A 15,042-nucleotide genomic window follows, 5' to 3' on the forward strand; every position below is an offset into this window, starting at 1 on the left:
AAGGCTTCGCCTTTGTCGCTGGAGGTGCGAGCGGAGCGAGTCTCGAAGGATGGATCGGCCACCAGCTGGGCCGTGCATCCTTCGAGACGCCCGCTTCGCGGGCTCCTCAGGATGACGGGTGGGGACCTGTCACTCACAACGACTTCCGCGCAGATCGACGTCTCGCGGACGGCAAGGTTTCCTGCTAAGTGCGAACGCGCGAACCCAAACAGGGCCACATGACGAGAGAGAGCCGCGGCATACAGTCGATCGAGGTCGGCGGAGAATTGCTCCGCGCGCTGGCCCGCAGCGGCGAACCGATGATGCTGCGCGATCTCGCGCGCGAAGCCGGCATGCCGCCGGCCAAGGCGCATCCCTATCTCGTCAGCTTTTCCCGCATCGGCCTGATCGAGCAGGACGAGACCACTGGCCGTTACGAGATCGGGGCGCTGGCGCTCGAGCTCGGCCTGATCAGCCTGCGCCGGCAGTCCGCAGTGCGGATCGCAACGCCGCGGATCGCAGCGCTCGCCGACAGCATCAATCACGCGGTGTCGCTGTCGGTCTGGGGCACCCACGGCGCGACCGTGGTGCGGCTCGAGGAGCCGAGCCATCCGGTGCACATCGCGATGCGCGTTGGATCGGTCGTGGCGCTGCTCGAGACCGCGACCGGCCGCGCCTTCGCCGCCTTCATGCCGCCGAACGCGATCAGGACTGCGCTCGAGAGCGGCCTCGATCGCCTCGGTGTCGGCTACAATCCGAAGCGTCCGCCGGCGGACGCGAAAACGGCCGAGATCCTCGCCGAGGTCCGCAGCCGCGGGCTGGCGCGCGCGATCGGCGATCCCCTACCCGGCGTCAACGCCTTCGCCGCGCCGGTGTTCGATCACGCCGGCCACGTCGCGCTGGTCATCACCGCGATGGGGCCGGAGGGCACCTTCGACGCCGGTTGGGACAGCGCAATCGCAACTGCGCTGCGCGATTGTGCGGGCGAGATCTCACGGCAACTGGGGCACGGCACGGCGCGGGCGTTGGAGTGACGCCAAGAGGTGAGAGGGCGGGACGAAGCGCAAAGCTCGGACATTCATGTCGCGAGAATGCTGACGTATGATCCAGTCGTGCAACAGACTCGCTGTCGTCCCTGCCTAGTGCGCAATTGCGCACCAGGCAGGGACGACGACGGGGTATTTGGCGACGTCAGAGCGTCGTTCCGCCGCGAAGACGGCCCATCTGTTGCATGCGTCACCCCAGCAAAAAGCCCCGGGCGATGCCGGGGCTCTTCACTTGATCGATCGCTGCGGGCGTGGATCAGTAGCGGTAGTGATCCGACTTGTACGGACCTTCCTGCTTGACGCCGATGTAGTCGGCCTGGTCCTTCCGCAGCTCGGTCAGCTTGACGCCGATCTTGGCGAGGTGCAGGCGGGCGACCTTCTCGTCGAGGGTCTTGGGCAGCACGTAGACCTTCTTGGCGTACTTGCTGTCCTTGTTGTTGGCGAACAGCTCGATCTGCGCCAGCGTCTGGTTGGTGAAGGAGGCGGACATCACGAAGGACGGGTGACCCATCGCATTGCCGAGGTTCACGAGGCGGCCTTCCGACAGCATGATGATGCGGTGCTTGTCGGGGAATTCGATCTCGTCGACCTGCGGCTTGATGTTGGTCCACTTCAGATTGCGCAACGCGGCGATCTGAATCTCGTTGTCGAAGTGACCGATGTTGCAGACGATGGCGCGATCCTTCATCGCGCGCATGTGCTCGATGGTGATGATGTCCTTGTTGCCGGTGGCGGTGACGAAGATGTCGGCGCGCGGCGCCGCGTCTTCCATGGTCACAACCTCATAGCCTTCCATCGCCGCCTGCAGCGCGCAGATCGGATCGACCTCGGAGACCATGACGCGGCAGCCGGCCTGGCGCAGCGAGGCGGCCGAGCCCTTGCCGACGTCGCCGAAGCCGGCAACCATCGCGACCTTGCCCGACAGCATCACGTCGGTGCCGCGGCGGATGCCGTCGACCAGCGACTCGCGGCAGCCATAGAGGTTGTCGAACTTCGACTTGGTGACGCTGTCGTTGACGTTGATCGCCGGGAACAGCAGCGTGCCCTTGTTGGCCATCTCGTAGAGGCGATGCACGCCCGTGGTGGTCTCTTCCGAGACGCCCTTGATGTTCTTGGCGATCTCGGCGAACCAGCCCTTCGGCTTCTCCTTCAGGAGGCGCTTGACCAGCGCGTAGAAGATCTCCTCTTCCTCGGAGCCCGGCTTGTCGAGGAAGGCGGTGTCGCCCTGCTCGGCGCGGTAGCCGGCATGCACCAGCATGGTGGCGTCGCCGCCGTCATCGAGGATCATGTTCGGCGTGCCGCCGCCGTGCCAGTCGAACAGCTTCGCGGTGTAGTCCCAGTACTCGGTCAGCGTCTCGCCCTTGATCGCGAACACCGGAATGCCGGCGGCGGCGATCGCGGCCGCGGCGTGATCCTGGGTCGAATAGATGTTGCAGGAGACCCAGCGGATGTCGGCGCCGAGCGCGGCCAGCGTCTCGATCAGGACCGCGGTCTGGATCGTCATGTGCAGCGAGCCCGCGATGCGCGCGCCCTTCAGCGGCTGCTTGGGGCCGAACTCCTCGCGGGTGGCCATCAGGCCGGGCATCTCGGTCTCGGCTAGCGAGATCTCCTTGCGGCCGAAATCGGCGAGCGCAATGTCCTTGACGATGTAGTCGGTGAAGCCGGGCTTCGTGGGGGCGTTCATTTGAGCGTCCTGTTGTTGAACGGGTCGTTCCGGGGCGCCTCGAAGAGGCGAACCCGGAATCTCGAGGTGATGATTAGGGATTCCGGGTTCGCTCGCTCTCGCGAGCGACCCGGAATGACGCAAGTATCAGAGCGCGCGCTTCAGCTGCTCGACGAGATCGGTCTTCTCCCAGGAGAAGCCGCCCTCATTGTCGGGCGTGCGGCCGAAATGACCGTAGGCCGAGGTGCGCGCGTAGATCGGGCGGTTGAGATCGAGATGGCTGCGGATGCCGCGCGGCGTCAGATCCATCGCCTTGGCCGCCGCCTTCTCGAGCTGATCCTCCGACACCTTACCGGTGCCGTGGGTGTCGATGTAGATCGACAGCGGACGCGCCACGCCGATGGCATAGGCGAGCTGCAGCGTGCAGCGGTCGGCAAGACCGGCCGCGACGATGTTCTTGGCGACATAGCGCGCGGCATAGGCGGCCGAGCGGTCGACCTTGGTCGGATCCTTGCCGGAGAACGCGCCGCCGCCATGCGGAGCCGCGCCGCCATAGGTGTCGACGATGATCTTGCGGCCGGTCAGGCCGGAGTCGCCGTCGGGACCGCCGATGAAGAACTTGCCGGTCGGATTGATGTGCCAGATCGTCTTGTCGGTGATCCACTCCTTCGGCAGCGCCTCGCGGACGTAGGGCTCGACGATGTCGCGGATCTGCTTGGACGACAGGTCCTCGACCAGATGCTGGTGCGAGACCACGATCTCGCGGACGCCGACCGGCTTGCCGTTCTCGTACTGCACCGTGACCTGGCTCTTGGAGTCCGGACCCAGCACCTTCTCGCGGCCGGAGTGGCGCGCTTCGGAGATCAGCCGCAGGATCTTGTGGGCGTAGAAGATCGGCGCCGGCATCAGGTCCGGCGTCTCGTTGGTGGCGTAACCGAACATGATGCCCTGGTCGCCGGCACCCTCTTCCTTGACCTCGCCCGGTTGCAGCGCGTCGACGCCCTGCGCGATGTCGGCCGACTGCGGATGCAGCAGGATCTCGATGTCGCAGTTCTTCCAGTGGAAGCCGTCCTGCTCGTAACCGATGTCCTTGATTGCAGAGCGAACCACGCTCTCGATGTGGTCGTTGGTGACCGAGCTCGGGCCGCGCGTTTCGCCGGCGATCACCACCTTGTTGGTGGTCGCGAGCGTCTCGCACGCCGCGCGGATCTGCCACGGGTCGATGCCCGCTTTCGGTCCCTCGCGATAGAACAGATCGACGATCTCATCCGAAATACGATCACAGACCTTGTCCGGATGGCCTTCCGAGACCGACTCGCTGGTGAACAGGTAAGACGCGCGCATCAAGCAAACCCCTTGTTAAGTCGAAGTCCGACGTTGGTTGGTGAATATGTCCCCGGCATGTCAGTCTCGTCGCCGCGAGATGACGTAGGATTCGTCGTAGAACCACAGTCCGTTGTGTTTGCGGAGAACTTCGCGTGTGGCCTCGAGAGCTCGTCCGTTTTCGGTCGTTTCGGTCAACCGCTCATCTTCGATCTGCGCGACATACACCGCCGCATTCCACGCAGCAAAGGCCGTCGAGGTTCCGATCGAGCCGGTCACCTCATTGGGCAGCGCTTCCATATCATATCGGAAGATCGAACGGTTATCGGCGTAGGCGTTGAAGTTCAGCTCGCGGCCGGCGGAGCCCAACTCGTATTTCACCGCGCGCAGTATCTCATGGCGGCTGACGGCGAAAGGATTTTCTCCGGGCCAGACCGCTTGAATCATTTCAAGCCCGGGATCGCCGCCGTGGGAGTGGATTCCTATCAGCCGCCCGCCGCCGCGCAGCGCGCGGGCCAGCGGCGCGATAATCCGCTTGGCGCGGAAGTTCACCGAGGATTTGGCACGGTAAGGTTGCGAGGCGATCACAAGATCGAAATTGGCTTCGGTGCGGCCGGCCCGCGGAATGATGGAATCGAGCAGGAACCGGTGATCGTCCCGGTACAGGACCAGCGCCACCGGCCGCTCATAGATCGGCATCGCATTGCCGGGGCTGAGATTGGCGCGCCAGTTCTGCTCCAGAAACGGACCGAGTTCGGCGATCTGGGCCTCGAACTCACCCGACGACGCTCCCCGCAGAGCTACCTCGTGCCAGATCATGCTGGCGGCCGCCGCGGAGTTCTTGGGCGTCAGCCACGGCGCCTCGGCGTAATACATGTTGGTGAACACGAAGACGCTGGCCGGATGCTCGAACAGGCGGTCGGGGACCTTGTCGAGGGTGAGGCGGACGTCCTCCAGGCTCAGTTCCTTGCCGGCGACATAGAACGGCATATGTGGGAAGCGGCCATGCATGGCGCGCAGGACCCGGGCCAGCACCGTGCCGTCGCCCATTCCGGCATCGAACACCCGCAGCGCCGGCGGCCGCGGATGGATGGCGGCCAATTCCAGCGCAACCCGGTCGGCGATCACCCGCTTCTCGCTGCAGGTGTGGACGAACAGCAAATAGCGCTGGCGGTTCTCGAAAAACCGGAAATTGCCCCGCGGATCGCGCTTTTCCGGCGGCACCACGAGGCCCCGCGGCGGCGCCACGCCGCCCGGCGTCGAAGTCGCGATGAAGGCGTTGATACGGTCGAGCGTATCGATCGTGATGCGCTTGCCCTCCCGCAGCCGGTACACCAGCTTGCCGTCATTGACGGCACGGCGGCCGAACGTCGTCTCCGCCATGTCGGAGCGGCGGCAGAAATCCGTGATCTGGCTGAGGATTTCGTCGTTCTTCATGGCGCCTTGGGTGGGCAGCGGCGAGTGGGACGAGAGTGGGCAGAAATGATGACTGGCAGCGTCTTATCACCATTTTCCCACCAGTTGAACCCCCTCTACTGCCCGATCACCAAACAGTCATGGACCGCCCCCTGGACCGGTCTCTTGGACCGCCCTGCCGTCGTCGATCGCCATGACGGCCTTACCCCGGATGACCGATGCGCCGCCTGCTCCTGATCCCCACCCTCCTTGCCGCTTTGCTCTGGTCGGCGCCCTGTTTCGCCCAGGCGCGCTCCCAGCTCGGCCCGCTCTGCACGACCGAGACCACGCCGGCCGACCAGATGATCGACGCCTGCACCAAGATCATCGCGCTGAAGGTGTTTTCCGGCGAGAAGCTCGCGACCATCTATTTCTGGCGCGCGGTCGGTTGGAACAAGAAGGGCAACTACGCCCAGGTGATATCCGACGCCACCGAGGCGCTGCGCCTCAAGCCCAGCACCGCCGTCTACAATTTGCGCGGCTCGGCCTATTTCGACAAAGGCGAGTACAACATCGCGATCGCCGACTTCAACGATGCGCTGCGCCTGGGGCGGCCGAGCGGCATCATCTTTCACAACCGCGGCAACGCCTATCGCAGCAAGGGCGACTATGCCAAGGCGATCGCCGACTATGACGCCGCGATCAAGGCCGGTCCGAAGTCGGCCTTCTCCTATCAGAACCGCGGCGCCTCGAAGCGGGCGCTCGGCGATCTCGACGGCGCGCTCGCCGACATCAACGAGGCGGTCAGGATCGACCCGTCGCTGCCGCAGCCGCTGATCAGCCGCGCCGTGATCTGGCGCGCCAAGGGCGAGATCGAGCGCGCGATTGCGGACACGACGGAAGCGATCCGGCTCGCCAAAGCCAAGGCGCCCGTCAACATCATGACGCCGCCCGGCAGCGTGCTGATCTCGGCCTATACCCAGCGCGGCCTCAGCTATGAAGCGAAGGGTGATGCTGCGCATGCCAAGGAAGATTACGCCTCGGTGCTCGAAGGCGTGGCATCCGATGCCGGCAGCAAGGCCAACCAGGCCACCGCGAAAGTTCGGCTCGCGCTGCTCAAGGAGACCGACGCGGCACCGCGCAAGACCGCGGCAGCGCCGGCCGCCGAGAGCAGCCCGGCCGCGCCACCGGCCGCTTCCGTCAAGACACCGGCACCGGCGCCGCCCGCCGCGGCGGCCCCGGCGGCAGCAACCGGCCGACGCCTCGCGCTGGTGATCGGCAACGGCGCCTATGCGCATGTCAAGGCGCTGCCCAATCCGGCCAACGATGCGCGCGCCATCGCCAGGAGCCTGCGCGACATCGGCTTCACCGTCTCCGAGGGACACGATCTCGATCGCGACACGATGCGGAAGACGATCAACGATTTCCTGCGCGAGGCGGCGCGGTCGCAGATCGCCGTGGTCTACTATGCCGGTCACGGCGTGCAGGTCGACGGCCGCAACTATCTCGTGCCGGTCGACATCGAGTTCAGGGCGGGCGCGCGCATGACCGACGCGATGGTCGACATGGACACGATCATGGCCGGGCTCGACGACCAGATCCGCACCAACATCCTGATCCTCGATGCCTGCCGCAACAATCCGATGGCACCGCAGCTGGCCTCCGAAGGTCCAGGCCGCGGCATCGAAGCGGGCTCCGGCCTTGCCGCGCCCGCCTCGCTCGGATCGGGCTCGACGCTCGGCGCCGGCATGCTGATCGCGTTTGCGACCGCGCCGGGCCAGGTCGCGCTCGACGGCGAAGGCGCCAACAGCCCGTTCTCGGCGGCGCTGTCGCGCCATGTCGGCACGCCCGGCCTCGAGGTGCAGCAGATGCTGACCCGGGTCCGCGCCGAGGTCGTCGCCGCGACCAAGGGCAAGCAGGTGCCGTGGTCGAACTCCTCGCTGCTCGGCGAGGTCTATCTGGCGGAGCAGTGACGGTGCGACGGGACAGCGTCACTCCGGGGCGACGCGCAGCGTCGAACCTCGGGGGTGCGATTACGCCCCGGGGAATCTCGAGATTCCGGGTCTGGTGCTCGCGCACCATCCCGGAATGACGCTAGCGCGTCACTTCCCCCACACCTCGTTCGCGACCTCGACCGCGAGCCGCAGCTTGGCCCACTGCTCTTCCTCGGAAAGGATGTTGCCTTCCTCGGTCGAGGCGAAGCCGCATTGCGGCGACACCGCGAGCTGCTCGATCGGGGCAAATTTGGATGCCTCCTCCAGCCGCCGCTTGATGTCGTCTTTCTTCTCGAGCTCGCCGAACTTCGAGGTGATGACACCGACCACGACGACCTTGTTGCCCTTGGGCAGGAAGCGCAGCGGCTCGAAGCCGCCGGCGCGGTCGGAATCATATTCGAGGAAGTAGCCGTCGTAATTGGTGCCGGTGAGCAGAGTCTCGGCGACCGGCTCGTAGCCGCCGGAGGATATCCAGGTCGAGCGGAAATTGCCGCGGCAGACATGGGTCGTGATCACCATGTCGGACGGACGGTCGGCGATCGCGTAGTTGATGACCCGGGCGTAGATCTCCTGCAGGCCATCGGGATTGTCGCCGCGGTCGCGCGACTTCTGCAATTCCTCCTGCGAGCACAGATAGGCCCACACCGTGTCGTCGAATTGCAAATAGCGGCAACCGGCGTCGTAGAACGCCTTCACCGCCTTGCGATAGGTCTTGCCGAGGTCCTGATAGAATTCCTCGAGGTCCGGATAGACCTCCTTCGAGATCAGCTTGCGGCCGCCGCGGAAATGCAGCACCGCCGGCGAGGGGATCGTCATCTTCGGCGTGACGTGCGCCTGGTCGGCGTACTTCTTCAGGAACCTGAAGTGATCGAGCATCGGGTGATGATCGGAGAAATCCAGCTTGCCGATCACCCTGATGGCGTCGTGCCGGGTCTGCACGCCGGCGAACTGGATACCCATGTCGGGATGGAACAGCTCGCAACCGGTCAGATGGCTGAGGAAATCGAAGTGCCACCAGGAGCGGCGGAACTCGCCGTCGGTCGCAAGCTTCAGGCCGACCGAGGCCTGCTTGTGCACGACCTTCTCGATCTCCATGTCCTCGACCTTGCGCAGTTCGTCGTCCGAGATCTCGCCCTTCTCCAATCTGGCGCGGGCCTCCTTGATCTTCGGCGGCCGCAACAAGCTGCCGACCTCGTCGGCGCGGAACGGAGGCTTGGTTCGCTGCATGGTCAACTCCCGGACGTTTCTAATGTGCCTTCTAATGTGCCTTGGCCCCGGAGACGCCGAGGTGGCGCTCGAGGACGGAGGGATCGGCTTTCAGCGCGCTGCTTGCGGCATCGTGCACGATCGTGCCGCGTTCCAATATCACAACGCGGTCGGCCAGCCCCAGAATCTTTTGCGCGTTCTGCTCGACGATGATCGAGCAGATGCCACCCGAGCGCGTGATGGTTCCGATCGCCTTTAACAATTCCTCAACGATGATCGGCGCGAGGCCTTCGGTCGGCTCGTCGAGCAGCAGCACTTTCGGATTCAGGGTCAGCGCGCGGCCGATCGCCAGCATCTGCTGCTCGCCGCCGGACAGCTGGTTGCCGAAATTGCGCCGCCGCTCCTGCAGCCGCGGAAACATCTCGTATACCCGCTCGACCGTCCACGGCCCGGGCTGCGCCACCGCGGTCATGTTCTCTTCCACCGTCAGCGAGCGGAAGATGTTGCGCTCCTGCGGCACCCAGCCGATCCCGGCGCGGGCGCGCTGGTCGGGCCGCATCGCCGTGATGTCGCGGCCTGCGAGCGCGACGCTGCCGCCGAAGCGCCTGACGATGCCGACGATCGAATTGATCAGCGTGGTCTTGCCGGTACCGTTGCGGCCGAGCAGCGCGAGCACCTGGCCCTCGGCAAGCGCCAGCGACATGTCGGGCAGCACCACCGCCTCGCCGTATCCGGCACGCAGGCCCTGGATGGAAAGAAGCTCAGGCATCGGCGGCCTCGCCGAGATAGACCGCCCTCACCTGCGGATCGCGCGCAACCTCATCGGGGGCGCCCTCGGTGAGCAGGCCGCCATTGACCAGCACCGAGATGCGGTCGGCGAAGGAAAACACGAGGTCCATGTCGTGCTCGATCAGCAGCACCGTGACGTCGCGCGGCAGTGCCGCCACCGCCGCCAGGATATCGTGGCGCTCGCTCTCGGGCACGCCGGCTGCGGGCTCGTCGAGCAGCAGCACCCGCGGCTTGGCGGCGATCGCGACCGCGATCTCGAGCAGGCGCTGCTTGCCATAGGGCAAGGTCGAGGTGGGCTCCGTCATCACGTCGAGCAGATCGAAGCGCGACAGGATCTCGGCGATCTCGGCATTGACGTCGCTCCGCGTTCCCATCCGTCGCCACCAGTCGCCGCCGCGCCCCATCCGTTCGGAGACCGCAAGCCCGATGGTTTCGAGCGGGGTCAGGTCGGGATAGAGCTGGTTGATCTGGAACGTGCGCGACAGCCCGCGCAGCACCCGCTTGTGGACGGAAAGGCCGGTGATGTCGCTGCCTTCGAGCAGGATGCGCCCGCTGTTCGGCGTTAGCACGCCGGTCAGCTGATTGATGACGGTGGTCTTGCCCGCGCCGTTCGGCCCGATCAGCGCGTGGCGCGCGCCCTGCATCACCTTCAGCGAAAGATCGCGGGTGACGCGAAGGGCGCCGAAGGATTTTTCGAGGCCACGTGTTTCCAGCGCGATCGTCATGACGCGTCGTTCTCCGGCACGGCAACGGCGGCCTTGCGGCCGGCGAACTGGCGGATGATCAGGTTGGGCACGAACAGCACCCAGCGATGGATGCGCGCGCGGCCGACCAGCACGATCACGACCAGCACGAGGCCGATCCAGAACAGCCAGTATTGCGGGGTGATGCTCTGAAACAGCTCCTGCAGCATCTTGAACACGACGGCGCCGATCAGGCCGCCATAGAGATAGCCGGTGCCGCCGATCACGAGCACAAGCATCAGGTCGGCGGAGCGCTCGAAGGAAAACACGTCGAGCGAGGCGAGCGCCGTGGTCTGGGTGAACAGCGCGCCGGCGATCCCGGCATAGAAGGCCGCGAGCGTATAGACCGCGATCAGGCGACGGTTGACCGGCACGCCGATCGCGGCCGCGCGCAGCGGATTGTTCCGGATCGCGCGCAGCGACAGGCCGAACGGCGAATGCACCACGCGTCGCGCGAGCAGGAACAGGATGAACAGCACGATCAGCGAGTAGAAGAACCCGGTCTTGCCGAACATGTCGAAGGTGAACAGACCAAGGATCGGCTGCATCTCGATGCCCTGCAGCCCATCGGTGCCGCCGGTGATGTTGGAGAAGCGCTCGGCAAGCGCTTCCAGCAGCAACGCGATGCCGAGCGTCACCATCAACCGCGTCAGGTCGACGCCGCGGATGACCAGGAAGCTGGTCAGGAAGCCGAGCACCGCCGCGACCAGACCGGCGGCGACCAGCGCTATGACAGGCTCGTTGATGATGCCGTGCAGCGCCAGCAAGCCGGCGGAATAGGCGCCGACGCCGAAAAAGGCCGCGTGGCCGAGCGACACGATGCCGGCGTAGCCGAGGATCAGGTCGAGCGACAGCGCGAACAAACCGAGCCGCACGATGTCGGTCATGATCAAATAGCGCGACGGGAACAGGAAGGCGCAGGCGAGCGCCAGCGCCCAGAACACGACCTCGCTGATCCGCCAGCGCGCGCTGGCCATCGCGTGGGTGGAGACGTCGGACAGCGCGGTCATATCAGCCTCACCGCGCCGCGGTACGGCCGAACAGGCCGTTCGGACGCCAGAGCAGGATCACGATCATGACAGTGTAGATCACGAACGGACCGAGCTTCGGCACGTAATACTTGCCGGCGACATCGGCGATGCCGAGCAGCAGCGATGCCAGGAACGGTCCGGTGATCGAGGAAGAGCCGCCGACGGTGACAACGATCAGGAAGTAGATCATGAACTTCAGCGGGAAATACGGATCGAGCCCGAGGATCTCCGCACTCAGCGCACCGCCGAGACCGGCCAGGCCGCAGCCGAAGGCAAAGGTGAAGGCGAACACCTGCGGCACGTTGATGCCGAGCCCGATCGCAGCGCGCGGATCGTCGACCGCGGCGCGCAGCCGGCTGCCGAACCGGGTCTTGGCGAGGATCAGTTGCAGCGCCAGCGTGAGCAGGCCGCAGATCACCACGATCATCAGCCGGTAACGGCCGATGCCGACGCCGAACAGGTCGATCTGGCCTTCCAGCGCCGCCGGCAGCTTGATGAAGACCCGCGACGATCCCATGATGTAGTCGACCGCCGCCACCGACATGAACACCAGACCGATCGAGAACAGCACCTGATCGAGATGGCTGCGGCTATAGAGATGGCGGTACAGCGTGCGCTCCAGCGCGACGCCGATCACGGCGCTGCCGACAAAGGCGAGCGGCAGGCCTGCGAAGAACGGCCAACCGGAATTATTCACCAGCACGGCGCAGATATAGCCGCCGGCCATCGCGAAGGCGCCATGCGCGAGGTTGACGAAATTCATCAGCCCGAGCGTCACCGCAAGCCCGCAGGCAAGCACGAACAGCAGCATGCCGTAGGCGACGCCGTCGAACAGGTTGGTGAGGATAGAGGCCATGGAGTCAGCTTAGCCGTGAGGACGCAACAAGAACAACAGCTCGAACGTCAAGGTCATCGTCATGGCCGGGCCTGTCCCGGCCATCCCCGTCTTTCTACTCGCCGGGAAGAAAAGACGTGGATGCCCGGCACACCTGCGCGAAGACGCTCTTCGCGCTTTTGGCCGGGCATGACGTGGTGAGGGCCGGAGCGCACGCCGCCGATGACGATGCTATTTCTTGGTCTTGCCGGAATCCTTGACGGCCTCGAAGGTCGCGAACTCGACATTGTAGAGCTCGCCGTCGACCTTCTCGACCTTGCGGATATAGATGTTCTGCACGATGTCGCGGGTTTCCGGATCGATCGAGATCGGGCCGCGCGGGCTCTCCCACTTCATGCCCTTCATCGCCTCGATCAGCTTGTCGCCGTCGGTCGCACCATTGGTCTTCTTCAGCGCCTCGTAGATCAGATGGATGCCGTCATAGCCGCTGACCGCCATGAAGCCCGGGCGGTTGCCGAACGCCTTCTTGTAGGCGGCGACGAACTCCTTGTTCATCGCGGACGGATGCGCCGCCGAATAGAGATGCGCCGTCACCGCGCCGAGCGCGGCATCGCCCATGTTGTTGAGCAGATCGTCATCCATGACGTCGCCCGGTCCGATCACCCTGATGCCGCTCTTGTCAAGCCCGCGCTCGGCATATTGCTTCATGAAGTTGCCGCCCTGCCCGGCCGGCACGAATACGAACATCGCGTCGGGCTTGGAATCCTTCATGCGCTGCAGGAACGGCGCGAAGTCCGGATTGGCGAGCGGGACCTTGACCTCTTCGACGATCTCGCCGCCGCCTGCGGTGAAGTGCTGCTTGAAGAAGGTCAGCGCATCGTTGCCGGGCGCGTAGTCGGAGGTCAGCGTCGCGACCTTCTTGATGCCGTTCTTCACCGCCCAGTCGCCGATGATGGTGGAGGACTGCGCCAGCGTGAAGCTGGTACGCACGATATAGGGCGAACGCTCGGTGATGATCGAGGTGCCGGCCGCCATCACGACTTCCGGGATCTTGGCCTGCGTCGCCAGCGGCGCCGCGGCGAGCGCCGCGGGCGTCACGCCGAAGCCAGCGATGAAATTGACCTTGTCGTTGACGATCAGTTCCTGCGCAAGCCGCTTGGTGTTGTCCGGCACCGCGGCGTCGTCCTTCAGGATGATCTCGATCTTCTTGCCGGCGACGGTGTCGCCCTTCTGCTGCATGTAGAGCTTGATGGCGTTATCGATCTGCTTGCCGGTCGACGCCTGACCGCCGGTCATCGGCAGGATCAGCCCGATCTTGACGGCGTCGTCCGCCCACGCCGGCACGCTGGCACACAACCCGGGAAGCACGGCCGAAGCGGCGCCCCACAGCAACATTTTGCGACGATTGAACATCGACGTCCCTCCCCCTTCCGCTGTTCTGCATCGAGCCTTGGTCCCGGCTCTTGCCTTGTTTTAACTCAAGCATGCACGGCCAAGCCGCAACGCGACAAGGCGTCTCCCCGTGCCCTCTGTCAATCGGACGATGGACGCGTGCCGCGCGCGACGCGATCGGGATTGGCTGCAGAGACAAGTATCAGGATACCAACATCGCTCCACAAGACTCAATGCCTCCGCGAGAGCCGGTCTCGCGCATTCAAGGCCGCCGCCGGCTCGATTCATTTGTACGACCGTACAAACGCAGCGACAATGTCAACAAACAAGCACAATTGCAGCCGAACGGTCGCGCCCGAGATCATCATCCATAAAGACCAGGGCTGTATCCTGCTTCCCATGCCAATCGTCTCGCGTCCCATCGCTGTCCTGACCGCCCTCGCGCTCGCGGCCGGCGCGCTCGGGGGATGCAGCTCCATGAACCAGAAGCTCTCGGCCGGCATGGCCGATACCATTCCATCCTGGGCCGGCGGCCTGCCGGCGGATGCGCCGCCGCGGCCGGGCACCCCCGAATACGACAAGTTCATGCAGGATCGGGAACGCAAGCGGCTGATGCCTGCGGCCCAGCGCGGCGACGACGCCAAGCCGGCAACGGCACCGCAGGACGCGGCACGCTGAGCCGCACGGTCGGCCGGCAAAGCCCGCATCGCCTTGTACGGGCGAGCGAAGCGCGGATCAGTCGACGAACACCACGGTCTTGCGTCCGTTGAGGATGACGCGATCGGCGAGATGGTAACGGATCGCGCGCGCCAGAACCCGGCGCTCGATGTCGCGCCCCTTGCGCACAAGATCCTCAGGCGTGTCGCGATGGCTGATACGCTCGACGTCCTGGTCGATGATCGGCCCCTCGTCGAGATCGCTGGTGACGTAATGCGCCGTGGCGCCGATCAGCTTGACGCCGCGCTCATGGGCCTGGTGGTAGGGCCTGGCGCCCTTGAAGCCCGGCAGGAAGGAATGATGGATGTTAATGCAGCGGCCCGACAGCCGCGCCGACATCTCGTCCGACAGGATCTGCATGTAGCGGGCCAGCACCACGAGATCGGTCTTAGTGTCCTGGGCCAGCTGCCACACCGCGTCTTCCTGCTGCCGCTTGGTCTCTTTCGTCACCGGCAGATGATGGAACGGGATCTCGCCGAAATCGAGCGAGCCGTAGGTCTCGCGCGGATGGTTGGAGACAACAGCGGTCGGGATCATTTCGAGCTCGCCGGTACGCCAGCGGTAGAGGATGTCGACCAGGCAGTGATCGGACTTCGACACCAATAGCATCACCCGGCGTCGGCTGGCGCGATCGCGCATCTGCCATTCCATGCCGAACCGTTCGGCGATCGCGGCAAAGCCGGTCTGCAGCGCCGCGAGCTCGACCGCGAGGTCGGCCGCGGTGAACACCACGCGCATGAAGAACTTGCCGGTTTCGACGTCATCGAACTGCTGGGCGTCCAGGATGTTCTGGCCGTTATGGGCAAGAAACGTCGAGACCGCCGAGACGATCCCCGGACGATCCGGACAGGACAGGGTCAAAACGAATTGATGGTCGGGCATGCCAATTGACCAAAGCTTGAGCAGATTGGTGGAACGGTCATTTTCGG

The 15,042-nt window shown here is 65.0% G+C and carries 13 protein-coding genes; 3 read left to right on the forward strand and 10 right to left on the reverse strand.

The window, feature by feature from the left end:
• Positions 1 to 218: 218 nt before the first annotated feature.
• Positions 219 to 1,013, forward strand: coding sequence for an IclR family transcriptional regulator (locus ACVI1L_RS41090; RefSeq protein WP_057016726.1), 795 nt, complete (start codon positions 219 to 221; stop codon positions 1,011 to 1,013).
• A 268-nt stretch (positions 1,014 to 1,281) separates the two neighbouring features.
• Here the strand turns inward: ACVI1L_RS41090 and ahcY are convergent, their stop codons facing one another.
• The 3 genes from ahcY to ACVI1L_RS41105 form a co-directional block, all read right to left on the reverse strand.
• Complete coding sequence (gene ahcY / locus ACVI1L_RS41095; RefSeq protein WP_057016727.1) at positions 1,282 to 2,709, reverse strand: adenosylhomocysteinase; 1,428 nt, start codon at positions 2,707 to 2,709, stop codon at positions 1,282 to 1,284.
• A 126-nt stretch (positions 2,710 to 2,835) separates the two neighbouring features.
• Complete coding sequence (gene metK, locus ACVI1L_RS41100) at positions 2,836 to 4,032, reverse strand: methionine adenosyltransferase (RefSeq protein ID WP_057016728.1); 1,197 nt, start codon at positions 4,030 to 4,032, stop codon at positions 2,836 to 2,838.
• A 60-nt stretch (positions 4,033 to 4,092) separates the two neighbouring features.
• Positions 4,093 to 5,448: a hypothetical protein gene (locus ACVI1L_RS41105; protein ID WP_016843649.1), complete on the reverse strand. Its 1,356-nt coding sequence runs from the start codon at positions 5,446 to 5,448 to the stop codon at positions 4,093 to 4,095.
• A 197-nt stretch (positions 5,449 to 5,645) separates the two neighbouring features.
• Between ACVI1L_RS41105 and ACVI1L_RS41110 the strand changes: the two genes are divergently transcribed.
• A complete protein-coding gene (locus ACVI1L_RS41110; protein ID WP_456785409.1) occupies positions 5,646 to 7,379 on the forward strand; it encodes a caspase family protein in 1,734 nt (577 codons plus the stop codon).
• Between the two features lie 129 nt (positions 7,380 to 7,508).
• Here the strand turns inward: ACVI1L_RS41110 and ACVI1L_RS41115 are convergent, their stop codons facing one another.
• The 6 genes from ACVI1L_RS41115 to ACVI1L_RS41140 form a co-directional block, all read right to left on the reverse strand.
• Positions 7,509 to 8,627, reverse strand: a complete 1,119-nt coding sequence (locus ACVI1L_RS41115; RefSeq protein ID WP_456785410.1) for a cobalamin-independent methionine synthase II family protein — start codon at positions 8,625 to 8,627, stop codon at positions 7,509 to 7,511.
• Between the two features lie 31 nt (positions 8,628 to 8,658).
• A complete protein-coding gene (locus tag ACVI1L_RS41120) occupies positions 8,659 to 9,375 on the reverse strand; it encodes an ABC transporter ATP-binding protein (RefSeq protein WP_310880057.1) in 717 nt (238 codons plus the stop codon).
• Complete coding sequence (locus ACVI1L_RS41125) at positions 9,368 to 10,120, reverse strand: ABC transporter ATP-binding protein (protein ID WP_456785411.1); 753 nt, start codon at positions 10,118 to 10,120, stop codon at positions 9,368 to 9,370. The genes ACVI1L_RS41120 and ACVI1L_RS41125 overlap by 8 nt, the downstream gene beginning before the upstream one ends.
• The gene (locus ACVI1L_RS41130) at positions 10,117 to 11,148 is read right to left on the reverse strand and encodes a branched-chain amino acid ABC transporter permease (protein ID WP_456785412.1); all 1,032 of its coding nucleotides are present in this window, start codon (positions 11,146 to 11,148) and stop codon (positions 10,117 to 10,119) included. Before ACVI1L_RS41130 ends, ACVI1L_RS41125 begins: the two co-directional genes overlap by 4 nt.
• Positions 11,149 to 11,155: 7 nt before the next feature.
• Positions 11,156 to 12,025 (reverse strand): branched-chain amino acid ABC transporter permease, encoded by an 870-nt coding sequence (locus ACVI1L_RS41135; RefSeq protein WP_456785413.1) that lies wholly within the window; start codon positions 12,023 to 12,025, stop codon positions 11,156 to 11,158.
• 210 nt (positions 12,026 to 12,235) lie between these two features.
• Positions 12,236 to 13,417 (reverse strand): ABC transporter substrate-binding protein, encoded by a 1,182-nt coding sequence (locus ACVI1L_RS41140; RefSeq protein WP_141343202.1) that lies wholly within the window; start codon positions 13,415 to 13,417, stop codon positions 12,236 to 12,238.
• A gap of 456 nt (positions 13,418 to 13,873) precedes the next feature.
• Here ACVI1L_RS41140 and ACVI1L_RS41145 point away from each other — a divergent pair, with 456 nt between their 5' ends.
• Positions 13,874 to 14,074 (forward strand): hypothetical protein, encoded by a 201-nt coding sequence (locus tag ACVI1L_RS41145; RefSeq protein WP_375166674.1) that lies wholly within the window; start codon positions 13,874 to 13,876, stop codon positions 14,072 to 14,074.
• A 57-nt stretch (positions 14,075 to 14,131) separates the two neighbouring features.
• Here the strand turns inward: ACVI1L_RS41145 and purU are convergent, their stop codons facing one another.
• Positions 14,132 to 14,995, reverse strand: a complete 864-nt coding sequence (purU, locus tag ACVI1L_RS41150; RefSeq protein WP_456785414.1) for a formyltetrahydrofolate deformylase — start codon at positions 14,993 to 14,995, stop codon at positions 14,132 to 14,134.
• Positions 14,996 to 15,042 lie beyond the last annotated feature (47 nt).

It is taken from the genome of Bradyrhizobium sp. USDA 4516, assembly GCF_054055915.1.